At 67.6% G+C, this 21,042-nt stretch carries 15 protein-coding genes and 5 pseudogenes; 9 read left to right on the forward strand and 11 right to left on the reverse strand.

Annotation, left to right across the window (positions count from 1 at the left end; genetic code table 11):
• Positions 1-141: 141 nt before the first annotated feature.
• The 3 genes from ACZ7MY_RS40835 (at position 142) to ACZ7MY_RS40845 (ending at position 2,864) form a co-directional block, all read left to right on the forward strand.
• A complete protein-coding gene (locus ACZ7MY_RS40835) occupies positions 142-867 on the forward strand; it encodes a hypothetical protein (RefSeq protein ID WP_499610914.1) in 726 nt (241 codons plus the stop codon).
• A 585-nt stretch (positions 868-1,452) separates the two neighbouring features.
• On the forward strand, positions 1,453-2,352 hold the full coding sequence (locus ACZ7MY_RS40840) for a hypothetical protein (RefSeq protein ID WP_499610917.1): 900 nt from the start codon (positions 1,453-1,455) through the stop codon (positions 2,350-2,352).
• A gap of 311 nt (positions 2,353-2,663) precedes the next feature.
• A complete protein-coding gene (locus ACZ7MY_RS40845) occupies positions 2,664-2,864 on the forward strand; it encodes a dehydrogenase (protein ID WP_499610919.1) in 201 nt (66 codons plus the stop codon).
• A 129-nt stretch (positions 2,865-2,993) separates the two neighbouring features.
• Here ACZ7MY_RS40845 and ACZ7MY_RS40850 read toward each other — a convergent pair whose 3' ends face one another.
• Positions 2,994-3,386, reverse strand: coding sequence for a hypothetical protein (locus tag ACZ7MY_RS40850; RefSeq protein ID WP_499610921.1), 393 nt, complete (start codon positions 3,384-3,386; stop codon positions 2,994-2,996).
• Positions 3,387-3,763: 377 nt separating this feature from the next.
• Between ACZ7MY_RS40850 and ACZ7MY_RS40855 the strand changes: the two genes are divergently transcribed.
• The gene (locus tag ACZ7MY_RS40855; protein WP_499610923.1) at positions 3,764-4,213 is read left to right on the forward strand and encodes a hypothetical protein; all 450 of its coding nucleotides are present in this window, start codon (positions 3,764-3,766) and stop codon (positions 4,211-4,213) included.
• A gap of 71 nt (positions 4,214-4,284) precedes the next feature.
• On the opposite strand, the pseudogene ACZ7MY_RS40860 reads toward ACZ7MY_RS40855, so the two are convergent.
• Positions 4,285-4,704, reverse strand: a pseudogene (locus ACZ7MY_RS40860) (ISKra4 family transposase); the annotation flags it as partial.
• 108 nt (positions 4,705-4,812) lie between these two features.
• Here ACZ7MY_RS40860 and ACZ7MY_RS40865 point away from each other — a divergent pair.
• Positions 4,813-4,971: a hypothetical protein gene (locus ACZ7MY_RS40865; protein ID WP_499610926.1), complete on the forward strand. Its 159-nt coding sequence runs from the start codon at positions 4,813-4,815 to the stop codon at positions 4,969-4,971.
• Positions 4,972-4,984: 13 nt separating this feature from the next.
• Here the strand turns inward: ACZ7MY_RS40865 and ACZ7MY_RS40870 are convergent, their stop codons facing one another.
• The 6 genes and pseudogenes from ACZ7MY_RS40870 to ACZ7MY_RS40895 form a co-directional block, all read right to left on the reverse strand.
• Complete coding sequence (locus ACZ7MY_RS40870; protein ID WP_499610929.1) at positions 4,985-5,410, reverse strand: Ku protein; 426 nt, start codon at positions 5,408-5,410, stop codon at positions 4,985-4,987.
• Between the two features lie 407 nt (positions 5,411-5,817).
• Positions 5,818-6,462, reverse strand: coding sequence for a hypothetical protein (locus tag ACZ7MY_RS40875; RefSeq protein ID WP_499610932.1), 645 nt, complete (start codon positions 6,460-6,462; stop codon positions 5,818-5,820).
• Positions 6,463-7,126: 664 nt separating this feature from the next.
• Positions 7,127-12,718, reverse strand: a complete 5,592-nt coding sequence (locus tag ACZ7MY_RS40880; protein ID WP_499610934.1) for a GH92 family glycosyl hydrolase — start codon at positions 12,716-12,718, stop codon at positions 7,127-7,129.
• Positions 12,719-13,241: 523 nt separating this feature from the next.
• On the reverse strand, positions 13,242-13,448 hold the full coding sequence (locus ACZ7MY_RS40885; protein ID WP_499610936.1) for a hypothetical protein: 207 nt from the start codon (positions 13,446-13,448) through the stop codon (positions 13,242-13,244).
• Positions 13,445-14,128, reverse strand: a complete 684-nt coding sequence (locus ACZ7MY_RS40890) for a hypothetical protein (RefSeq protein WP_499610939.1) — start codon at positions 14,126-14,128, stop codon at positions 13,445-13,447. The genes ACZ7MY_RS40885 and ACZ7MY_RS40890 overlap by 4 nt, the downstream gene beginning before the upstream one ends.
• 49 nt (positions 14,129-14,177) lie before the next feature.
• Positions 14,178-14,261: pseudogene (locus ACZ7MY_RS40895) on the reverse strand (tyrosine-type recombinase/integrase); the annotation flags it as partial.
• A 159-nt stretch (positions 14,262-14,420) separates the two neighbouring features.
• On the opposite strand from ACZ7MY_RS40895, the pseudogene ACZ7MY_RS40900 reads away from it, so the two are divergent.
• A pseudogene (locus tag ACZ7MY_RS40900) lies at positions 14,421-15,275 on the forward strand (IS982 family transposase).
• Positions 15,276-15,292: 17 nt separating this feature from the next.
• Here ACZ7MY_RS40900 and ACZ7MY_RS40905 read toward each other — a convergent pair.
• Positions 15,293-15,574, reverse strand: a pseudogene (locus tag ACZ7MY_RS40905) (IS630 family transposase); the annotation flags it as partial.
• A gap of 98 nt (positions 15,575-15,672) precedes the next feature.
• Positions 15,673-16,770: a hypothetical protein gene (locus tag ACZ7MY_RS40910; RefSeq protein ID WP_499610942.1), complete on the reverse strand. Its 1,098-nt coding sequence runs from the start codon at positions 16,768-16,770 to the stop codon at positions 15,673-15,675.
• 889 nt (positions 16,771-17,659) lie between these two features.
• Between ACZ7MY_RS40910 and ACZ7MY_RS40915 the strand changes: the two genes are divergently transcribed.
• The 3 genes and pseudogenes from ACZ7MY_RS40915 to ACZ7MY_RS40925 all read left to right on the forward strand — a co-directional run.
• Entirely contained in the window at positions 17,660-18,193 is a 534-nt protein-coding gene (locus tag ACZ7MY_RS40915; protein WP_499610945.1) for an Imm1 family immunity protein, read from the forward strand.
• A 316-nt stretch (positions 18,194-18,509) separates the two neighbouring features.
• The gene (locus ACZ7MY_RS40920; RefSeq protein ID WP_499610947.1) at positions 18,510-19,085 is read left to right on the forward strand and encodes a hypothetical protein; all 576 of its coding nucleotides are present in this window, start codon (positions 18,510-18,512) and stop codon (positions 19,083-19,085) included.
• Positions 19,086-19,182: 97 nt separating this feature from the next.
• Positions 19,183-19,996: pseudogene (locus ACZ7MY_RS40925) on the forward strand (IS256 family transposase); the annotation flags it as partial.
• A gap of 357 nt (positions 19,997-20,353) precedes the next feature.
• Here the strand turns inward: ACZ7MY_RS40925 and ACZ7MY_RS40930 are convergent.
• Positions 20,354-21,019 carry a DNA-binding response regulator gene (locus tag ACZ7MY_RS40930; RefSeq protein ID WP_499611057.1) on the reverse strand — a complete coding sequence of 222 codons (666 nt, stop codon included), beginning with the start codon at positions 21,017-21,019 and terminating at the stop codon, positions 20,354-20,356.
• Between the last annotated feature and the right edge of the window lie 23 nt (positions 21,020-21,042).

Below are 21,042 nucleotides of genomic sequence, written 5' to 3' on the forward strand. Positions count from 1 at the left end.
ACCGGCTCGCATCAGCCGGCACCACATCCCACCCCATGCCCACTCCAACGAGCCTCCTGCCCACCCGTCACGACAAAGACCGTTGCAGTACTAGGTTCTGTCCGGCGGATCTTGACCGGGACACCGCAGTAGGCTGGGGCGGTGCTGCTCCACACCGTCCCGCGCACCCGCCTGCGTTCCTCCGATCAACCGGCTATCGACTCCCCATTCGGCCCGCTGACCTTCACTACGACGATCGGGAACACCAGCCTTCCGCTGCAGCCCGATGAGCTGTTCCAACTGCCGGGTGACCGCACGCTCGCACGCTGGGTGACTCCCGGAGCCCGCGTCGAGCTGCTGCTGACCCCGTACGATCCCGAGCTCGACCCCGCGAACTGGGGGCCCCTGATCGACTGCCGCGCGGCGGTCTGGCGAATCGATGCCCTCACGCCGCTCGGGCGAGTGCAGTTCTCGGCAGGGCTTCCGGAGGGTGCCGACGGAGGGTACGACGGGGGGCAGGCGCTGGCTGCTATCACGGTGGAGGACGAGACGACCCGGCTCACTGTCGGAGGCAGTGACGAGGAGGCGATCTGCGGGGCCGCCGACGCAGGAGAGGTACCCCGGCGGTGGGCTGCGCTGATCGACGAGGTACACAACCACTCGTTCAGCACGTGGGGCGTGGACTATGGCCACTACCACGGCATGTCCTGGACGCTGCCCCCACTGGAGGCCGGCGACCACTGCGAACTCCCCGTAGTTGCAGCCTGGGCACCGGCCACCGACGAGAGCGCGAACACCTGGTACGCCGTCATGCCATCGCCAACGGTGCTGCTCAGGCAGGTCACTGCCGAGCCGGCGAAGCGGGCCGACGCTCCGGATGCGGGCTGATCACGGTCCGAGCCAGAGGCGGTGCCAGTTGCACTCACTCGTCGTTCGTAAGATCGCCCCGCCCCACGACCAACACAATGGTCCACGCGGGGCGATCACATGATCCGCCGGACAGAACCTAGCGCGGTAAGAGTTTCTCTACTTCATCAAGCGCTCCCGCCGCGCAGAGCGCGGCGGCGCGCGGCCCGGCGCTCCTGTCTGCGCCCCGCTCCGGCCCGGCCGCCGGCCGCCCGCCAGACGGCGAAGGGGTGCCGAGGAGAAGCCCGCTATGGCTGGGGCGGTCGGCTCCGCGGCTTCACGTAGCCACCATGGGGCGAGCCTCGAAGATCGGGGCCCACATCGGGCTATTGCGGGCAGGCCAGGAGCCAGCCCGATTCGCGGCCAGCGTACGGGCCCCGATCTCTCGCCCCATGGCAGCTCCCGCCCAAAGCCGCTACGCCGACCTCGCGATACCGTGTGTCCGTGGACGCTGGCACTACTTAGACAACAAGGGCTTGTTTCTTCGAAGCCCCGCCCCGTAGTTCTGTGAGGTGTCAAATGGATGGATTTTTCTCGGTGGACGCCAGCCTTAGTCACGATCTGCTGATGGAACTCACCATATACAGCGAAACGCGGGAAGACCTAGTCGCCGCAGCATTCAGCTGGCTTACCGAGGGAATCGGAAAGTCTGCCTCTAATGGGGAGTTGCTCAAACTGCAACAGGGTCTTCGGGTTTCGAAGATCGGGTTTTCCCGGATGCGAGACAGCCTTCCGGCGCGCCACCGGCAGGGACTTTGGGGATCGCTTTCAGTCTCTCCGCGTGGCACGTTCGACGTAGTGTACAACCCCTACGTTGGAGAGGCTCTCCCGTGGTTGCTGCGCCGCCTCGACGAGACTCCAGAATCAGCCAGCGCCGCGATCGGCGAGTTCACCGAAGGCGGTGATGTCGGGAACTCGACAATCAGGCTCTCAGCTTCTTTTGATGATGGTCTGCCAAGTTACGTGAAACTCGCATATCACATTGACGAGGCCCTGCTGACCAACCCTGCAACGGCACATGTAGAGCACGCGCGCTTGCTCACTACCATCAATTGGGCGTGTCAACACTTCAATGTGGTGTTCGGCCACTTCTCATATGCACACTCAGGGGGGAGAACCGAACTTGAACGGTACCTTCGCGGACCCGCCCGAGTCCCAAAGCACAACACGCCTCACTGGCGTGAGCGACTCAGGGGCTACTCGTGGCTCATGGTTGTCTCCGAGGACATTGCGCGTCGCATTGGAGGTGCAGACGTCCTGAACGAATCAGGTGCCTTCTGCTCCGTGTCAGCGCTTCCCAATGGCTCGCTGCTACTTCAGGCCACTTCCCTTTTCCATGAATACCGGAACAGGCGAGTGGAAGCTGTTCACCATACAATGCGCGAGGTGCTTATCGATGGAGAGTTCCGGCAGCCTGCGCCCGTGCCGGGGCAACCGCCCACGCATATGGTTATTTTCGCCGTTTGACCTCGATTCGTCATGCACTCAGGTTGAAAACCCTGCTCCGAACTGCTTCAGGAGGGGGCCCGCCTCCGTGCCTGCGAAACTGGGCATGCTGGCATGTTGCTGCAGTAGTCACTGACCGGCCAGCCTGTGGTACGGAGCAACGGTGCAGGCATCGGCTGAGTGTCTAACTGCGCTACAACGGCCCCGTACTGGGGCGCACAACCACGGCCGCTCGCGGACGGTTCGCGCAGTCCACGGGCGGTTTGGCTGCAGGTCACAAACCCGGTCCCATTGCTTCGGGACGAAGAGGCTCGCTCAGTTAGGGTGTCGACGTGACCAACGATGCCCCCGTCTGCCCCGAGTGCAGCCAGCTCATGAAGGCTGGCAGCATGGCGCTCTTCAAGCGGGAGGACGACGGGCGACGGGTCTGCCGCTTGCTGTGGAAGTGCAGCAACCGGCATGTGTGGTGGAAGTGGGCCGACCGGCCGGACGAGCCATGGGAGGTCTGCCCGTGGCCGAAGCTGTTCGGCTGACATCCAACGATGACATCAACGGCCACGAACCTTCCTGGATCAGGCCGGCTGCTGGGAACCTGACTCCACCGGCGGCCATGTGGTTTCCGCAAGTGCCCCGGGACCGGGATCGAACTTACAAGGCACGTGTCAGTCCGTCCGATCCGGACGGCCGGAAGTCACGTAGTCGTAGTACTCGTCGCCGACGAGGCCCATATTGACCCAGCGGTCAGCGGTCGCGCCGAACTCCCGCTCGGCGAGGCTGATCGCTTCCTCCGGAGTCGCCACGGTGGTGATCTTCTTGCCCCATGTCTCGTCGTCCAGGTCGAGCGGTAGCTGGTTGGTGATGTCCCGGAAGGTCTCGGAGGGGACGTCCTCCACCTCCTGCAGGTAGACCCCGATGCCGTTATCGCCGGGGCTGAGTGCGATCCAACGAACCCCACGCGGGCCGCCCCGCTCCACCAGGCCGAGGAATTGTTCGATCTCCTTGCCGCGACGCAACGCCCCCAGCGCGAACATAGGGGTGAGATGCCGTACCAACATGACTCCCTTCTCGCAGCCCCAGCTGGCGCCACAAGGTCTTCGGAGACGTACCAGAGATCCGGTGTCACCCTTACAGGTCTGGGGCCAGGTGTCGACAACGCGCGCCCACGCGTGCCACAGCCGTGCCACATCGGACGGTCAGCCACGGTCAACGACGGGTCGCCGCAGTCGCGATGACTGGCTGAGCTGGGGTCTCCTGAAAGCCGCTCTGACCTGCGTACCCTCGACGACCCTGACCACCAGGCTTACAAGGCAGATGTCGGCGGTGCGAACCGGCCGCGCCCACCAGTGAGACGCGTAATGCGGATGGGTGCGGTTCCTCTGGAGTGAAGGGCTGATCGAGAGCGGGTGCCAGGGGCGGGTGCCAAGATCGCCGCATGGGAGTTATCTATGGCTACTTCGCTGCTGCTGACGATGATGACGCGGTCCGGGCCGTGATGCGCGAAGACGACGAACCGACCGCGACGGGCTATGACGGGTTTGACGTCAACGGTATGGATCCGACCCTCGACCTGCTGCCAGCGGAGGTGATCCTTTCGGGTCGGTCGGCTGAGACCATCCAGGCGGACCTGCGGCATGGCCAGCTGCTGGCGACGGCCGAGGAGGGGCAATTGGTGTGTTTGTCGCTAACAGATGGCCTGCGTGACGCACTTGCCGACGTTGATCAATGTTCACTGCACGACGTGGCCCGGGCATGGGCCGCATCGGACGTGTTTCCCACGCCGCCGGATCCGGACGGCCTTGCGGAGTTCCTCGAGCAGGCCGCCGACCTGGCGAGCCGGGCGGTCGAACGAGGGCATCGCCTCTACTGCTGGATCTGTGTCTGACGGAAGCCTGCAAACCATGCCCTGCCAGGGCCAGGGGAGGTCGAGGCGGGGGACCGTTGTGTGGCTCCTGATCAGACTGTGAGTCCGTATTCCTGCTGGTGGGGTATGGGATAGAGCCGCTGGTGTTCGCGGTGCCCGTGGTAGTGCCAGTAGTCCTCGAGGTCGCCGTTGGCGACCAGGGTGCGGAGTCGTAGGACGGCTTCGGCTCCGGCGAGTCCCCGGCGGGCGCCGGTGATGTCGAGTCGGTCGGCGATCAGATGGCGGCCGGCTCCTTGGACCGCGCAGGCGGCGATGGGCCAGCCGTTGGCCAGAGCCGTGTCGTAGTGGAGCTGGTCGAGGTGGCCGCTCAGATAGCGGTAGCAGGCGGCTACCGCCTCGCGCCGGACGGCAGGTAGCCGTTCCCGGTCGGCCTGGGCGGTCGTCTCGTCGGCGGCGCGAGCGGCCTGGCCTGCGAGCATCGTGGTCAGGTGGTCGGCGGCCCAGGCTTCGGCTGCGTGCCCCGTCTCCCGCCAGGGCCGCACCCGCTCCTCCGGCCCGACCACGAGCGGCACGGCACCGGAACGGACCTGTTCCTCCTCACGCCGGGCGCGCAGGTCCAAGTGGTCCTGCAGCAGCAGGCGGAGCAGTTCCCGCCCGGCATCCTCGAGGTGTTCTTCCCGTTCAGCATGGGTCCACCGGCTCGCATCGCGCCCGACAGGGTGACTGTCAGCGTCTTGAAGGCGCTGATCGAGCGGGCAAAGGGGTCAGCGGTGGCATGAGTGTTGAACGGTTTCATCTCCGGGGCTGTTCTCGTCCTGCATCCGATCTGGGTCGTACCTTCGAATGTAGGCGTAAGAGCCCTGTTTTCAGCGGGAGTCGGGCGAAACGCCGGCTCCGCAGGCTCCTCCACTTTGGCGCCGGCCATCTTCGCCACCACCAGCTGCTCCAACGCGCCGCGTACTCATCGTGCAGCTCGGCGATCTCGACGCTGGCGAGCTGGTCCATCAGCAACTCGGCAAGCTCCAACTCCCGCTCCGTGACGGGCGCTGGCGATGACAGGTCGTCGGGCTCGCGGCCCTCCTTCGGCCACAGCAGCGTGTGCAGTACGAGCATCTTGTGGCGCGGCCGCAGCACCGCGAGGCGCTCCCGGTTGCGGATTGTCACCTTCGCCACCGCCACGGTGCCGCGCCGTAGCCGGGACTTCGACGAGTAGCGCATATGGCCGCTGACCCTGCTCGGTCGCGGCGCCGTCGCAGTACGGCTTGGAGTGGAGCACCGGGTCGATGGCGCGGTCGTCCACGAAGCCGAGTACGTCGACGGTCTTGGTCTTCTTCCCTTAAGGGGTCTGACGGGCATTGGTGCTGTTCCTGCGCGGATGTCCCCGGTCTTGGGCCGTTGCGGTGCCTGGCCGGTGGGTCGTTGGCGTTGCGCCGGGGAGCCAGAGTGCGGCCCCGAGGGGGCGGGGCTGCACTCTGGGGGGCCGTCCCCGGTGTCGGAAGGGCTCGGTGGCGGGGTTGGGGGCCGGGGTGTTTGCCTGTCGGGCAGGCTTCGGTACCCATAGCCAGCGGTCGGCTCGAGGACCAGGTGGTGGGCCGGCTTGGCGCCAGCCCGGCCTGCCTGCCGGCCTATCCGAAGAGCTGGAGGCGGGTTTTGACGCCGTCGGCTTCGAAGTCGTAGATGTTGTGGTTGATGCGGAGGCCGTCGACGGCGCCGATCCACATGTTGTCGCGGCCCTTGCCGACGGCGACGGTGAGGATGGTCGGCGGTGCGATGCCGCCGGTGAAGGAGGCCTTCAGCTGGGTGAACGTGCACGGCGTGGCCTGGGTGCAGGAGGTCTCGTTGCCGGTGAGGAACCAGGTGCCGGTCGTGGTGGCGTCGATGTACGGGCTCCAGCGGTCCACCACGGGGGAGGCGGGCGGGGCCCATACCATGGTGGAGTAGTTGTCGCCGGCGGTCATGTTCGGGTCGATCTCGAACCTGATGTTCGGCATGTTGGTCGGGCCGCCGTAGCCGACGTTCTCACTGGTCTGGAAGACGTGGAAGCCGACCTTGGTCAGGCCGAGAACCGGGTTGCCGTAGAAGTCGCGTTCGTTGCCGAAGTCGACCTTCTCGCTGGGGGGAGTCAGCGTGGTGGAGTTGTTCGCGACTTCGATGCCCAGGCTGCCGGTGCCGTGAGGCGGCCGGGCGGCGGATGCCGGTACGCCGAAGGAGCCGACCGGTCCGTTCCTCAGTATGGCGACGGGGGAGCCGATCGTGTTTCGGGTGATCACTCCCCAGTTGTCTGCGAAGAGATCTCTTTCGTCCGCGAGGGCAGTCGTCGATCCTGGGACTGTCGACGCCGCTATCGCGGCCAGGGCTATGACCGCGAGTGCGCCTCGGCGCACGCCAAATCGAGCGTTCACTGATGTCCCTTTCATGGGTGGAGGTCAGCCAGGCGCTTCTGGCAAATGCCAGATGCATAGCACCCTGGCAGATACGCACGGTCACCGTATATGACATGCGGTGATGGCGCCTGCTGGGAACGGGGCAGACCAGGGCAGCGCGGCCGCCTTGATGGGCAGCATCGCCCAAGACCTCGCGCATCGTTCCGCACGTCTCAACGACCGCTACTGCGGCCCCCCGTGCAGGTCAGACAACGCCCGAACAGCACGCTCACCGCTGCCGGGTCATGCGCTGGCCCGCCCTGGAGCCGTCCAAGGCCGTGGCCGCCCCGTCGGGCGGCTTGTCCAGCGCTGCCGGGACGGTGCCGAGAAGGGGCTCTGGCCCCCTGGTGGCCCCCGGACGCGGCCCAGGCCGCCGGCCGCGCCCGTGATGCCCGTGCGCCGCGCCCGCGCCCGCGGGACAGCACGGAAAAGCGCCGGTGGGCGGGGACGTGATCACGGCCCCGCCCACCGGCGGCTTTGACTGGTTCAGCTCAGTACAACTCAGTTCGGGTCAGTTTTGGTCGGTGACCTCGAAATGCAGCCGAACATGGGTCGCCGAATCGGCGCCGGCCAGCGTGACACCAGTCGGACCCGGCTTGGCCGCCCCCGGAACGCTGATGGTCGCGCCGTGGATCACACCGTCGGCGTTCGCGTGCACGGTGATGAAGGCGAGACCGTCACCGAAGCCGATCCTCACGGCCTCGTTCGGCGCGAACCCGCTGGCGTTGACGACGATCGCCGTGGCGCGCGGCCCCGACGTCGTCGACAACAGCACGTCCGGTCGGTACGTCCGCGCCTCCGGTTCATCGGTCACCCGGACGGTGGCCGTCGCCGGAGTCCGTGAGGACATGCCGGCCGCGGTGATGGCGTACCGGCCGGGCTGCGCGTCGTCGGACGCCGCGACGGACGCGTGGACCGCACCCGTCGCAGAGGCCTCGACCGTCACGCTGCGCGCCGGGCTGGTGCCCAGCTTGACGGTCACGCGCTCGCCGGCGGCGAACCCGCTGCCGTTGACGGTGATCGCGTCACCGGCCCCGACGGTGGTGGATGCCGATGCCGAGATCGACGGCTGCAGCGCCGCCTTCCCCACGGTCACGGTGAACGTCTCGGTCCTGCTGGACAGCGTGTCCCACGTGGTGACGTGCACGGTGTACGTGCCCTGCTGCACGTACGTGTGCTCTCCATCGATCGCACCGGACGCGTCGACCGTGGCGTCGGACGGAACCGTGCCGTCACCCCATTGGACGCGGGCCTGGTAGCCCGTCGGGCCGGGAACGCCGCCGGTCACCGAACCGAGGTCCGCCGCGAGGACCTTCCCCGGGGTGGCCGTCCGGTCCTTGGGAGTGGTCGTCACCAGCGCGGGCGCCGGCGTGCCGTCGTGGGCGACGGCGAACACGTGGATCCGGCCGGCGGAACCGGCGTCGCCGGTCTGCTGGGGCAGGGTCACCGACACCAGCGTCTTGCCCGCCGGGATCTGGAACGGCGTGGTGGCGAACAGGAACGGTTGGGCGCTGTCCCGGCTCGTGCCGAGCAGTCGGTAGGCGGACTTGGCGACGACGATGTTGCCGAAGGACGGCGTGCCGCCTGCGTTGCCGCCCAGCGTCCAGTCGCTCATCTGGATCGGGACGGCGGCGGTGCTGCCGTCGCTGAATGTCGCCGTGCCGGTGGTGTTCTGGTTGCCCTGCGTGCCGGCGCCGATGAACGAGATGCTCTTCGCGTCGGCCGGCAGGTTGAGCGCGAGCGTGCTGCCGTTGCCCGTCGCGTTGTCCGGCTGGCCGGCCGGGGTCTCCGGCAGCGTGAAGTGCAGCGCCGTGCCGGGCACGTCGTGCTGCTGGCCCTGGGTCACGCCGGCCGCCTTGAGAGCGGCACGCGAGTACGCCCAGGACTTGCTGTCGCAGTTCGCGGCGAGCGCGCCCTCGTCCCCGATGCAGACGGTGTCGAAGGCGGCGGTGAGGCTGGAGCTCGGCGCGTACGCGACGTCGGCCCCGACCGTGCCCGAGCCCTGGACGGTGCCGTCGGTCACCGTGACGTTCGCCTGGTAGTAGCCGGGCTTGGAGTAGGTGTGCGTACCGCTGACGCTGTACACGCCCCGCGAGCTCAGAGCCGTGGTGCCCGTGGTGACCGGCGAGCCGTCACCCCAGTCGATCGTGGCCTGGTAGCCGCTCGCGGTGCCCCCGGTGACGGTGGCCAGGGGTGCCGAGACCGCGACGCCGGAGGTCGCGTGCAGCCCGCTGCTCACGCCGGCGACCGTGAGGTCGCCGCCACCGAGCTGGACGTCGCCGCCCGCGAGCAGTTCGACCTCGGCGAGGTTGGTCTGCGCGGCGCCGGCGGTCTCCTTCACGACCAGGCGGAACCGTGCGAACTTGCCCGGATTGCCGATCTTGAACGCCCGGGTCTGGTTACGCGACGGGAACACCTCGCGGTGACGCGAGTCGAGCGTGGTCCAGGTGATCCCGTCGTTGGAGGCCTGCAGCTTCCAGTCCGTCGGGTCGCCCGCACCCGCACCGGAGGTGAGGGTGTAGTACGACGGCCTCTGCTTGCCCCCGCGGTAGACCCAGCCGATCTGGGGCTCGTCGGTGGCGAAGGTCATCTGCGTGGTCGACGAGTCGTCGAACAGCTTCGACGCGTCCTGCCCGTCGCTGGTGGTCGCGGTGCCGAGGCCCGGACCCGTGGTGTCCTGCAAGGGCTTGGGCACGTCTGTGCCCTTGGTCAGCGACGGCGGCGCGTCCTTCTTGCCGGTGCCCCAGGACGACGGCTGCGAGCCCATTGCGAAGTCGATCGTGCCGCCGTGGACGAGCTTGGCGGAGTCGACGGACACCGCGCGCTGGGTCTTGCCGTTGACCTTCACACCCTGCACGTAGACGTTCTTGGTGCTGTTGCCCGGCGCGTTGACAACGATGTCGCCGCTCTTGCGGTGGACGGTCATCTTGGTGAACTGCGGCGAGCCTATGGCCCAGTTGGAGGAGCCGGCCTGCAGCGGGTAGATGCCCAGCGAGCTGAGGATGTACCACGACGACATCTCGCCGTTGTCCTCGTCACCCGGGTAGCCCTGGCCGATCTCGTCGCCGACGTAGAGGCGCTGCAGGATCTCCCGCACGATCGCCTGCGTCTTGGACGGCGCACCGGCGTAGTCGTACATGTACGGGATGTGGTGCGAGGGCTGGTTGCTCATGCCGAGTTGGCCCAGGCGCACCGCCTGCGCCTCGAGCATCTCGTGGATCGTGCCGTTGTACCCACCGGGGTGGTCGGCGTTCTCCGGGGTGGAGAAGAACTGGTCGAGCTTCTGCTCCAGCTGCTTCTGACCGCCGTAGAGGTTGGCCAGGCCCTGGCCGTCCTGCTGCGCGGTGAACGCGAAGTTCCAGCCGTTCGTCTCGGTGTAGGCGCCGCCCCAGTCGAGCGGGTTGCCGGTGAGGAACGTGCCGTTGGCCTGGCGTCCCTCGAAGAACTTGCTGTCCTTGTCGAAGAGGTTGACGTAGTTGCGGGCGCGCTGGAGGAAGTACTCCGACTCCTCCTTGATCCGCTTGCGGTCCTCCTTCGGCACCGACTTGTCGTCGGCCAGGGCCGCGCCCATGTTGCCGATGCCGTAGTCGTTGATGAAGCCTTCCAGCGCCCACGACACGGACTCGCCGGTGGAGGTCGGTGTGTAACCGAGGAACAGCCCGTTCTCGATGCCCTTGCGGCCGACCTCGCTGCGGCCGGACGCGACAGTGGCGTCCTTGACCGCCGCCTCGTACGCGCCGAGCGGGTCGGGCACGTCGACACCGTTGAGGTAGGCCTCGGCCAGTGCCACGTTGGCGCTGGTGCCGGTCATCAGGTCGGCGTAGCCGGGTGAGGACCAGCGGGCTATCCACCCGCCGTCGCGGTACTGCTGGACGAAGCCGTCGGCGATCTTGGCCGCGACGTCCGGGTACAGCAGCGAGTACGCGGGCCACACGGTGCGGTAGGTGTCCCAGAACCCGTTGTTGACGTAGATCTGGCCGTCCACGACCTTGGCGCCGGTCTGCGTGGCGGTCGACGTGCCGGTCGGTGCCGACACCGGGCTCGCGTACTGCCAGCGCGGCGCGGCTGCGGTGCCGGTGTTCTCCGACTGCGAGTTCGGGTACAGGTTCAGCCGGTAGAGGTTCGAGTAGAGCGTGACCTTCTGCGTCTCGTTCGCGCCCTGCACCTCGATCCGGCCGAGCCGGTCCTTCCACGTCGCGGTGGCCGCGTCGTGGATCTGGTCGAAGCTCTGCCCGGTGACCTCCAAGCCGAGGTTCTTGCCCGCCTGGTCGACCGAGAGGAACGAGGTCGCGATCCGCAGCGTCACCTGCCGGCTCGCGGAGGTGTCGAAGGTGGCGGAAGTGGCGGAGGTCGCCGTAGGCGCCCGGTCGAAGGTGCCGGACACGAACATCCGGCTGCGACCGGCCGACAGACCGCTTCCGTTGTCCACCCAGCCGGTGAAGGTGCCGTCCGTGCCGATGGTGAACGTGCCGTTGTAGAAGACCAGGCTTCCGGTGGCCTGCCCGGACGGGAAGGTGAACTGCATGATGCCACCGTGGTCGGTGGGCGACATCTGCGCCTTCAGGCCGTTCTGCGTGGTGACCTGGTAGAAGTCCGGCCGCGCGATCTCGTCGTCGTGGCTGAAGGCGAGTGCGCGTCCGCTGGGCGCTCCGGTGAGCGAGCCCCCGGCCGGCACCGGCATGACCGACATCTGGTTGCGGTCACCCATCCACGGGCTGGGCTCGTGCGAGATCGCGAGTCCCTGCAGCGTCGGCAGGTTGGCCGCGTTGTTGCCCGACTGGTAGTCATACTGCCAGGAGTTGGACGCGGCGTTGGTGACCGGCGTGAAGAAGTTGAAGCCGTTCGGCATCGCCGAGATCGGCAGGTTGTTGCCGCGCGAGAACCCGCCGGACGCGTTGGTGCCGCGCCGGGTGTCGACGAAGTTGGTCAGGCTGGAGCCGTCCACCGGCGTCGGGGTGCCCGACACGGTGACGGCGTCGAGCCAGCCCTGGAAACGCGTCGAGGCGGTGGCCTTGGGGTCGTCGTAGGAGAGCAGGACGCGGTCGATCGTCTTGCCGCCTGCGACTGCCCCGATCTCGGACTGCACCGCGTTCCACTGGTCGGCGTAGAGCACCTTCGACGCCCCCTGCCCGGCCGCGGTGAGCGCGTAGCCGTGCTGGTCGACGGGCGAGAGGCCGCTCAGGTAGGTGCCGTCGGTGAAGTGCAGGTCGACGGCCGCGTAGGTGGACGGGTACTGGGTGTCCTTGGCGGTGAACTCGGGGAAGATCTTGTACGACAGTCGGGTCTTGGGTCCGACCGGGATGTCGACGTCGAAGAGCTTGTTGGTCGCGTACGAGCGGCCGTCGGCCCGCGCGCCGCCCGAGTACCGCAGCGAGGCCACGCCGGAGAACCCGGCCCCCGGCTTGTGGTTGTAGCCGCTGACCGGTCCCGCGCCGGCGACACTGACCATCGGGGTGGCAGGCGGCAGGACGTTCGAGCCGTCGCTGACGTTCCAGTCCGCGAGCTGGAGGATCGAGTCACCGGAGTTCGCAGTGACGTTCAGCCGGAAGTACGCGTAGGCCGTCGTGTTGCTGAAGCTGTAGGTGTTGGTGGCGAACCGCCCGCTGAAGCTCACACCCGTCCGCGTGTCCAGGTCGGTCCACGCGCTGCCGTCGTTCGACCCCTGAACGGTGAAGTCCTTGGGGTCGCGGCCCGCCGCGTCGTTCGCGGAGGTAAGCGAGTACTTCACCACCGCCGCGGGCTTGGCCAGCCGGTACGTCACCCAGCCGGTTTTGGCGAACGCCAGCCACTTGGTCGACGGATTGGCGTCCTTGACGTTGGAGGCGATTTCCCCGGGCGGGTTGTCGGCGCTGGCGGTCACCTCGCTGACCTGGTCGAGCAGGCTGCCGGGCAGTCCGGTGGAGCTCGATCCGCTCAGGTTCTCCTGGACCGGCTTGCCGCTGCCGTTGACCTCGACAGTGCTCGCCGCGGCCTGCGGGTCGGCCGACTCGAAGGAGGAACTGAAGTTGCCGGGCGGCAGCGCCGCGGCACCCACCGAGGGTGCGACGGCCAGCAGCCCCACGGGCAACGACAGGGCTATCGCCGCGCCGGCCCATCTTCGCAAGGACAAATGGCGGGCAGAGGGGGAAGGTGACACGGAGGGACCTTTCGTCATTGGAGGTCGGGAGCATCACGTCGGGGCTCGCCGCGGCTCGGTCCTGGACGGCGCCAGGAGGCGGTTCGACCCGGAGTACAGGTCAGTACAGGTCAGTACAGGTCAGTACAGGTCAGAACAGGTCAGTACGAAGCGGTGCCGCGATCGCCGACGCGGGGCGGCGACGACCGCCCCGGCCCCATACATGAGTTGGGGCGAGGGTCCTGGATCACGCGGAAGCTCCGTAAAGGGATGGGGGACTCGTAAAAGGGCACACCTGCCGTAGATCGCGGTTAGCGTGTTCCTTTCCAGACAACGTTGTCAAGAGGGGAGCGCGTAACCCCCGTGAAATAACCCGTTCTCCTTCCCGGTTCGCCCGGCTGCGACCGGGCGGGCGGACGGGGGCCCGCGATCGGTCCGCACCCAACCGCCGTCTGCGATCAGGAACTTCGCGGGAGGCTGCGCCGTGACGGGCGGAGGAGGACCGGGCGGCTCATGCCTGCGGGAGCATCAGCGCGTTGAGCTCGCCCCAGGGGATGCCGCCCGCGACGGCGGCGTACGCCCCGGTGGCGAGCAGTTCTCGGGCGGCGCGGTCGACGAGGGCGTAGGTGGCCTCGGCGACCGCGCTGCGCCCACATCTCCGACGCTGTCGCAGGTGCTCCGGTTCGGCCCTGCTTGGGCCGGACGCCGGCTTCTTCACCGCGTGCGGCTGCCGAGGCGGGTCAGGGTGTGCGACCCGCGGTAGACGTGCCCGGTCGGGCCGTTAGTCGAGAACATCCACCGTTCGCCGTCCGGTCCCGCAAGGGGCTGACTGTGCGGTTTGAACGCGCCGGCCACGGCTGTCAGGGCGCGGCTGTCCCATCGCACGACGACGCGCTGCTGGACGAGTCCCCAGGGGGCTACTGCTTGCGTCCCCATGGCTGCCACTGCCCTCGCTCCGTATGGGCGGCCAGTGGGTGGGCGGGGACCGTCAGCCTTGCGCCAGCTGGCAATCGCACCCCACGTAAGAAGGCCGCTGAAGACGAGGCTGCCGATCAGGCTGGGCCCATCGGTGGCCTTGGACACTGCGATGAGGCCGCCAAGAGCGTTGAAACCGAGGAACAGAGCCAGGAGGATCCACAGAACCTTCCGCATGGGGCCGGGCTGCGTCGGGTCAGGCCGCGTCGGGTCAGGCCCACGGCCCAGGGCTCTTCGCCATGCGCTGCGGGCACCGAAGCCGAGCCCGACAGTGATGGGGCCGAAGATGATCGCAGCGGGAATGAGTTCGGCAGGACCGATTCGGTCACCGACGATGACAACGGCGCGGAGGATCAGGGCAGTCGGCGCGACGGTGATCAGGCTGAGAGCGGCGGCGAAGACGGCCCAGGGCATGGATTTCATGGCGGCACCTTAAACCCCTGCTGGCTTGCGACGTTACCCGGTACAGGCCCACGCGGGGCGCGACGCCGGCCGCAGTCAGCAGCGTGGCGCAGCCGTGCCGGGCACCTTGCAATCGGATCACGCGAAGGCCGGAACGCAGCCGGCTCTGCCGACAGTCCACGCTGCCGGCGGAAGCCGCCACGGGCCCGGGGGATGCCGAGGCGCGGGCCGGGCGGATCGCCGACCGGCAGGTCGATTCCGGACGGCTCGTGCGCTTGGTGCCGGCCGTGGTCCGGCGTGTCGATGAGCGCATCTGCAAAGCCGTGCGGCTTCGCCTCATCTGGCACCGTGGCGACCCGCGGTGGGCATCACCCCGCAGTTGTCCGACGCCGAGCTGGTCACCCTGGCGGTGATGCAGGCCCTCCACGGCTACGTCTCCGAGGCCCGCTGGCTGCGGCACTGGCATGCCCGCATGCGGTACCTGTTCCCGTACCTGCCCCTGCAGCCCGGCTACAACAAGCGACTGCGACGGGCTCCCGAGCTGATCCGGACAGCTATCCGGGTACTGGCCACCGACACCGCACTGTGGGATGACGACGTATGGGTCGTGGACTCCACACCAGTGGAATGCGGACGCTCCAAGGAGGTAGTCAAACGCTCGGACCTGGCCGGATGGGCCGAGTAGGGCTACTGCGCCAGCCACAGCCGCTTCTTTTGGCACCTGGTCTGCACCCTGCACGGTCTCCCAGTCGCCTTCGCGCTCACCGGCGCCAAGGCCGACGAACGCGAGCCTCTGCTGGACCTGCTGGCCGTCGAACCAGAGCTGACCGCTGACCGCCCGGGCCAGACACTCATCGCCGACCGGCACTACTACGGCCGCGAGTTCGAGCGGCGGCTGGCCCAGCTGAACGTGCGGTTACTGCGGCCGGCCCGCAAGGGCGAAACCCAACGGGCCGGAGCACACCTGTTCAAGCCGCTACGGCAGCTGATCGAGTCGGTCAACGACACCCTCAAAGGCCAGCTCGACCTCGAGCGGCACGGCGGCCGCACACCCAGCGGGGTGGCCGTCCCCATCCTGCAGCGACTCCTCGCCCTGACCGCCGCCATCTGGCACAACCACCACACCGGCCAGCCGACCCTGCGCTCCCTGACCGCCTACCACCACTAACCCTTGGAATCGATCATCTAGTGTCCTGAGTCGTTAATTCGGTTCAGATATCCGGCGAGGCGTTCGAAGATTTCGTCTGCGGTTTTCGTCCAGACGAAGGGCTTCGGGTCGTCGTTCCAGGTCTGGATCCAGGTGCGGATGTCCTTCTCCAGGGCCTGGATGTTCTTGTGGACGCCTCGCCGTATCTGTTGGGTCGTCAGCAGCCCGAACCACCGCTCGACCTGGTTGAGCCAGGAGCTGCTGGTGGGGGTGAAGAGCACGTGGAACCGCGGTCGGGCGGCCAGCCACCGCTGGATGGAGGTCAGTACCAGCTCAGCCTTCGGCCGTCCCGTCCTCGCCAGCCAGCCATCATGCCGAACCATCACCGACTTACGCAGCGAATCAACGACTCAGGACACTAGAGGAGGCCGGTGCGTATGTGCTGCGTGAGGTTGTCGTGGATTTCGCGCAGCCATGGGGTGCGGACGGCTGGCAGCCGGGTCAGGGTTCGCTGGAAGACTCCCCAGTCGATCCGGAACACGTCATGGACACGCGGCGTTGGCGGGTCGTCGCGAAGGACGCCGTCGGGTAGCAGACCCGATGCGGGGACGGGCAGTTGCCGCTCGGGGAAGACCAGCCGGAGCCACACCCCGAACGGCAACGGCACCAGGCGCGCCGGGGCGGCCGGGGCCCATGCCTTCCCGGTCTGCGGGTGGGACGGCACGAGGAGGATGTCCGCGTCAGCGTTGCGGGCGGGCTGTCCCGGTCCGGCCAGGACGGCGCGCCGCGCCGGCGGACCGGCCGGCAAGAGGGTGTCGAGGGCGCGTTGGAACATCGTTGCGGTCAGGCCGTCCTGAACGGCTACCGCCCGGCCTTCCGAGGCCACCAGGAGGTGGGCGAGCGCCTGCCCGGCTGCGGCCACCCACTGTGGGCTCCAGTGCCACCGGTCGCCCGCCCGGAACGGCTCTCCCCACGGGGCAATCGGCTCGGTCGGGGGCACGCCCGCCCCCTGCGCGAGCAGGTCCGCCCAGGACAACGGCCCGGCGTCGGCGCCTGCGACGGGAAGGCGGCGCACGGCGTTCGGTGCGAGCCAAACGGCCTGCCAGAGCGAGCAGTCGTCGATCCTGCTCGCCACGAGAAGACCGCATGCCGCGCAGGCCATGTTGGGGCCGTCACTCCCGTTGAAGCCGCAGCAGGCGCCGCCGCGCTTCTCCGGGTTCAGCACGGCGCCATGGGCGTCTCCCGGTGCGATGACAATCGCGCCTGGCACGGCGTCGGACAGGGCGGCGACGGGCGCGTAGATGCCGCGGGCAGCCGCCTCGTCCGGATCGATCTTCTCCCACCTTCGCCACGGTGGCCCCCAGGGCTCCAGTTCCACGGCGAACGTCCCCGATGCCATGAGCACCGGGAGCTGAAGCCCGTTCCCGTACTGCTGACGAGCGTGGGCCGGCAGGGCAACCTGGGACAACGGGGCGGTCAGCTCGGCGCCACACCGCACACACACGAAAACGAACAAACGTCCTCCGCTCAGGAACAGGGGCGGGCATCGTCGCAGCTCCGTGGCAGACAGGCCAACGTATTTTCAAGTCGCTGTGGGGCCGAAGCACAGCCACGACGCTGAGCATCACCGTTCGAAATCTCGTCTGGCTCTGATGCCTTCTGAAGTGGTGAACATCTACTGCCCGTTCTCGTGGACAAAGCCAGCCTGAGCCGCGGTCGGCGGTCAGGTCCTCGGCTGTCGGGATCGTTCGCTGGCCGATGCGGTGCGGTCCCCCTGAGTCGGCCACGCCGCCAGGCCCTGCCACAGAGGACCGGCGCCGCGGTCACGACGCCACTGTCACCGGCAACCCCAGCTGCCACGGCAAAGAGGACACCGCCTCCCACGCCCGGCCCATCACCACCAGCTCCTGGGGCGGAGCCAGTGGCTCCAGCGGCCCGAATCGGTACCCCGGCGGGGGAGGGGCCTGCCGCAGGCGCTCCACGACCCGAATCGTGTTGCGATGCTTCATCAGCCCCATCAACAGTGCCACGTAACCGTCATGGGCTATCTGCCGCTGCAGGCTCAGTCGCTGCCCCACCCAAGTGGGCCACGGCCCGTCAGCCAGCCCGGGTCCGCGTTGTCGAAACTGCGGCCTCACATGCGCTGCCGCTCCTGCACCGCCATCGCCTCGGCCACCGTGATCATCTCCGGGTACTCCACCAGCGGACCGCCCGCAGCCGGCCGCTCGCTCACCGACTTGCCGCGCCCAGGGAATCCGGGCTGGTGGCCAACGCTAAGCTGTGCGATCTCGGTGGAGAGTATCCGATAGTCCCTATTTCGCTGTGGTGGGGGCTGTGAGAAGGTATCCCGCCAGGCAGGTGTGGGCAATTGGGGTGCCGGGTGCTGGGGTAATGTGCGCGACACGATGATTCTCAACGTGGAGTGCGAGCGCCGCGAATGGTTCGCTGAGACAAGCGACGAAGTTTCCGCCGTGGTCGCTGACGTTCTCGGTCACCTGCAGTGCTGGAACAAGCGTGGTGAGTATTGGCACCCAGGGAACACGGCTTGGTTCGCGTGGTTGGAACATCGACACGTGGACAGAGGGCACATTCCAAACAACTTCCTGGTGGTCTCTCTGAACAGGGAGACGGGCTACGGTGGACTGATCTGGTTCGTCAACGCGGGTTACCCAGGTCCGGAGCCGGATGAGGTTTTGGACAACATCTGGGTCTCGGACAATCCCAACCCGCCCGCTTTCGACCCGGAAGTCATTTCCAATCCGGGCGAACCGTATTGGTTCGAACCGCGCAGCACACTGCCGGCGGCGGACATCGAAGCCGCAGTCGAGGAGTTCTGCCGGGTGCGCACGGGCATCCGCCCCGAGTGCGTGCAGTGGACACTGGGTGAAGTGAGCGGGAGGCGCGCCGACCGCCGTCCCGAGCAGCACGAGGCGGTGTGACCGTGAGGGCGGCATCATCGGCCAGGTCGCTGGGCTGTTTGCCGTCACCAAGATCGACGGCGCCGAAGGCGCGGCCTGAATCGATTGGGAAACCGCCATGCGGGGCTTCGACGCGGGGAAACGGTGAACGGAGGGGCGTGGGTGTGGAGCGCAGTGATGTCACGCGGGACGACAGCACGTAGGTAGGTCTGTCCCTGGACGTACGGCACCGTCACCAGCCGGGACTGTGCGTGTTCAGTGCGGGGCAGCGGCTGCTGGTCTCCCAGCTGTCGCGGCCCGTGCTGCTTGCCGTTGTCGACGACCACCTCCAGGGGGCGTGGACTCCTGGCGCACTGACGAGTACCGCTCCTTCGTTCCGCCATTGCGTGCCGATGCGGGGCGCGCCCTGGTGGGCAGCCCGGATCGGTGGGCTCATCGCCTTGCCCAGTACCTGATCGATTCGGCGGGCAGCCCGTTGCACGAGGGCCGGTGGCTGCTCTCGTGCGAAAGTCCGCTTCGGCGCTGGCGCCACGCCGACGCTTCGCATGCCGAGTACTGGGGCTCCATGCTCGTCGACGGTCATCCGAACGGATACATCGACTGGTTTGTCCACAATCATTCGTGGGAGATCCTTCCGCTGCGACCGATGCCCGATGCCGACGACAGCCGGGTCAAGGCCTACCGCAAGCAGGCCCGTGAAGGGACGCTTCCGCCCGTCCTGTTGTGGTGGGTCAGTGGCCTTGATTGCCATCTGATCCTGGACGGTCACGCGCGGCTTGCCGCGGCGATAGCCGAGTCCGTCGATCCACCGTTGCTGCAGTTGCACCGCACGCTGCTGCGCGAGCGGTTCCTCATGTACCGGCCCGGCCGGCAGGGTTGCGTCCTTGGAAGTGGTGTAGCGGGTTGGACCTGATGCGGGGGTTTGCTCCGGCGTCTGGGTTGGTGCCCGCATAGACAAACGGCCACCGGCTGATCTTCGAAGTGTCGAAGCCTCGAAGGAGATCAGCACGATGACCGCACCTGACAGTCTGCCCCTGCACGCGCTTGCCGAGGAGAACCTCGCCGCGGCGAGTCCGGATCTGTTGCGCGCGATGGTCAGGACCTTCGCCGACGCGCTGATGTCCGCGGAGGCAGATGCCCTCTGCAACGCGGAATACGGGCAGGTCAGCGACGAACGCGTCAACCACCGCAACGGATATCGCCCGCGCGAGTGGGACACCAGGGCCAGCACCGTCGAGCTGGCCAGGAAGTAGCTGCCGTTACGGAGCTTGTGCACTGGCTCCTGGAACGACGACGCGGCAGGGCCGAACAGGCCCTGATCTCGGTGGTCGCCACTGCCTACCTGCTGGGCGTCACTACCCGCCGGGTCGAGAAACTCGCCGGGTCTCTCGGCGTCACGCAACTGTAGAAGTCCCAGACAAACGCATACGGGCCCGCGTCCAGCAGCCGGTTACGGAACGCGGCGACCTGTTCGTCCAATGCTTGGACATCGCGCTGACCTGGGTTGACGCGCTGACCCAGAAGGTCCGCGAGGATGGCCGCATCATCAACGTCCATGCGCTGATCGCGGTCGGTGTCAACGCCGACGGACATCGCGAGATCCTCGGCCTGGACGTCGCCACCGCCGAAGACGGAGCCGGCTGGCTGGCCTTCCAGCGCTCGCTCATCGCCCGCGGCCTGACCGGCGTCCAGCTCGTCGTCTCCGACGCCCACGCTGGCCTGGTCGACGCGATCGGAGCCGTCCTGCCCGGGGCTTCGTGGCAGCGCTGCCGCACCCACTACGCCCGCAACCTGCTGAGCCAGGTTCCCCAATCAGCGCAGCCGGCGACAACGCGGCCATGGAGTCCTTCCTCAGCCTGCTGCAGAAGAACACCACCGCCGCCGCAGACAAGCCGCACTCGGTCACCTGACCCCGTCGAATTCGAGACCCTCATGACCCCACCGGCCCTCCAAGCCGCGTGACCCAACCTGTCACCCGATCGTGCAGCAGACCCGAACGCGTACCGCACCTACCGCGGCCTTCGCGTACGTACCACTTACGGCACAGTGTAACTGCCGGACTCCGTGGGCGACTGCTAAGTCGTTGCCGCCAGGCGTTCTTCGGGGTAGATGTGACGGTTGGTCGTGTGGTCTGGGGTGTTCAGGCGTGCAGGCTGCTCATGGGGCGCGGTCGCTGTGTTGTTAATGGGGTAGGCCCAGTTCGCCTGCACGTAGCCCGGCTTGAAAGCGGGAGTCGGCTTCGAGTTTGGCCATCAGCTCGGCTACACGCCGTCGGTAGGTGCGCAGTGAGACGCCGAGTCGTCTTGCCGCTGATTCGTCGGTCAGGCCCGAACCGAGGGCTTTGAGGATCATCCGGCCGTCGGCATCAAGGTGCTGGACGTCGCTGTGCAGATAGGTTTCGAGATCGACGGCGGTGTCCCAGATCGCCTGGAACAGCGAGTGAACGCCGTTGACCAGGATCTGCGACGTCGTCACGGTGTACTCGCGGCCGGTGGGGGTCTGCTGGCCGGCAAGGATCATCACCCGCCGGTCGATGAGGATGGTTTCGTGGGGCAGCGGTGAACGGCTGATCCGAACGAGAGCGCCCTTACTCCGCACCAGCCGCAGGTGTGCGCGGGCCTCCTCGTCGGCGAGTGCCACCGGGCTGAGCAGCTTCCGGGGGGTGAAGTCAGCGGGTTCCGCAGCGCGCATCCGATTCCGGACCGAGGCCCTGGCCTCGGGTTGTGACCAGGTCTTGAGATCCCGGGCGGCGCACAGGAACTCGGTCCGCGCGGACTCGAAGAGGTGGCCTGCGCGCGCGGTCAGCTCTGCGTCTCCTCGCACTGAAAAAACCTCTTCGTTCCGCATCCCGCCAGTCTGGCAGCATGCTG

Source organism: Streptomyces sp. NPDC111520 (assembly GCF_055635295.1).

Excerpts from the sequence above, each read along its gene's own strand:
- ACZ7MY_RS40930 (WP_499611057.1), bottom strand. The coding sequence starts at position 21,019 with ATGCGGAACGAAGAGGTTTTTTCAGTGCGAGGAGACGCAGAGCTGACC.
- ACZ7MY_RS40890 (WP_499610939.1), bottom strand. The coding sequence starts at position 14,128 with ATGAAATCCATGCCCTGGGCCGTCTTCGCCGCCGCTCTCAGCCTGATC.
- ACZ7MY_RS40850 (WP_499610921.1), bottom strand. The coding sequence starts at position 3,386 with ATGTTGGTACGGCATCTCACCCCTATGTTCGCGCTGGGGGCGTTGCGT.
- ACZ7MY_RS40840 (WP_499610917.1), top strand. The coding sequence starts at position 1,453 with ATGGAACTCACCATATACAGCGAAACGCGGGAAGACCTAGTCGCCGCA.
- ACZ7MY_RS40915 (WP_499610945.1), top strand. The coding sequence starts at position 17,660 with ATGATTCTCAACGTGGAGTGCGAGCGCCGCGAATGGTTCGCTGAGACA.
- ACZ7MY_RS40855 (WP_499610923.1), top strand. The coding sequence starts at position 3,764 with ATGGGAGTTATCTATGGCTACTTCGCTGCTGCTGACGATGATGACGCG.
- ACZ7MY_RS40870 (WP_499610929.1), bottom strand. The coding sequence starts at position 5,410 with ATGCGCTACTCGTCGAAGTCCCGGCTACGGCGCGGCACCGTGGCGGTG.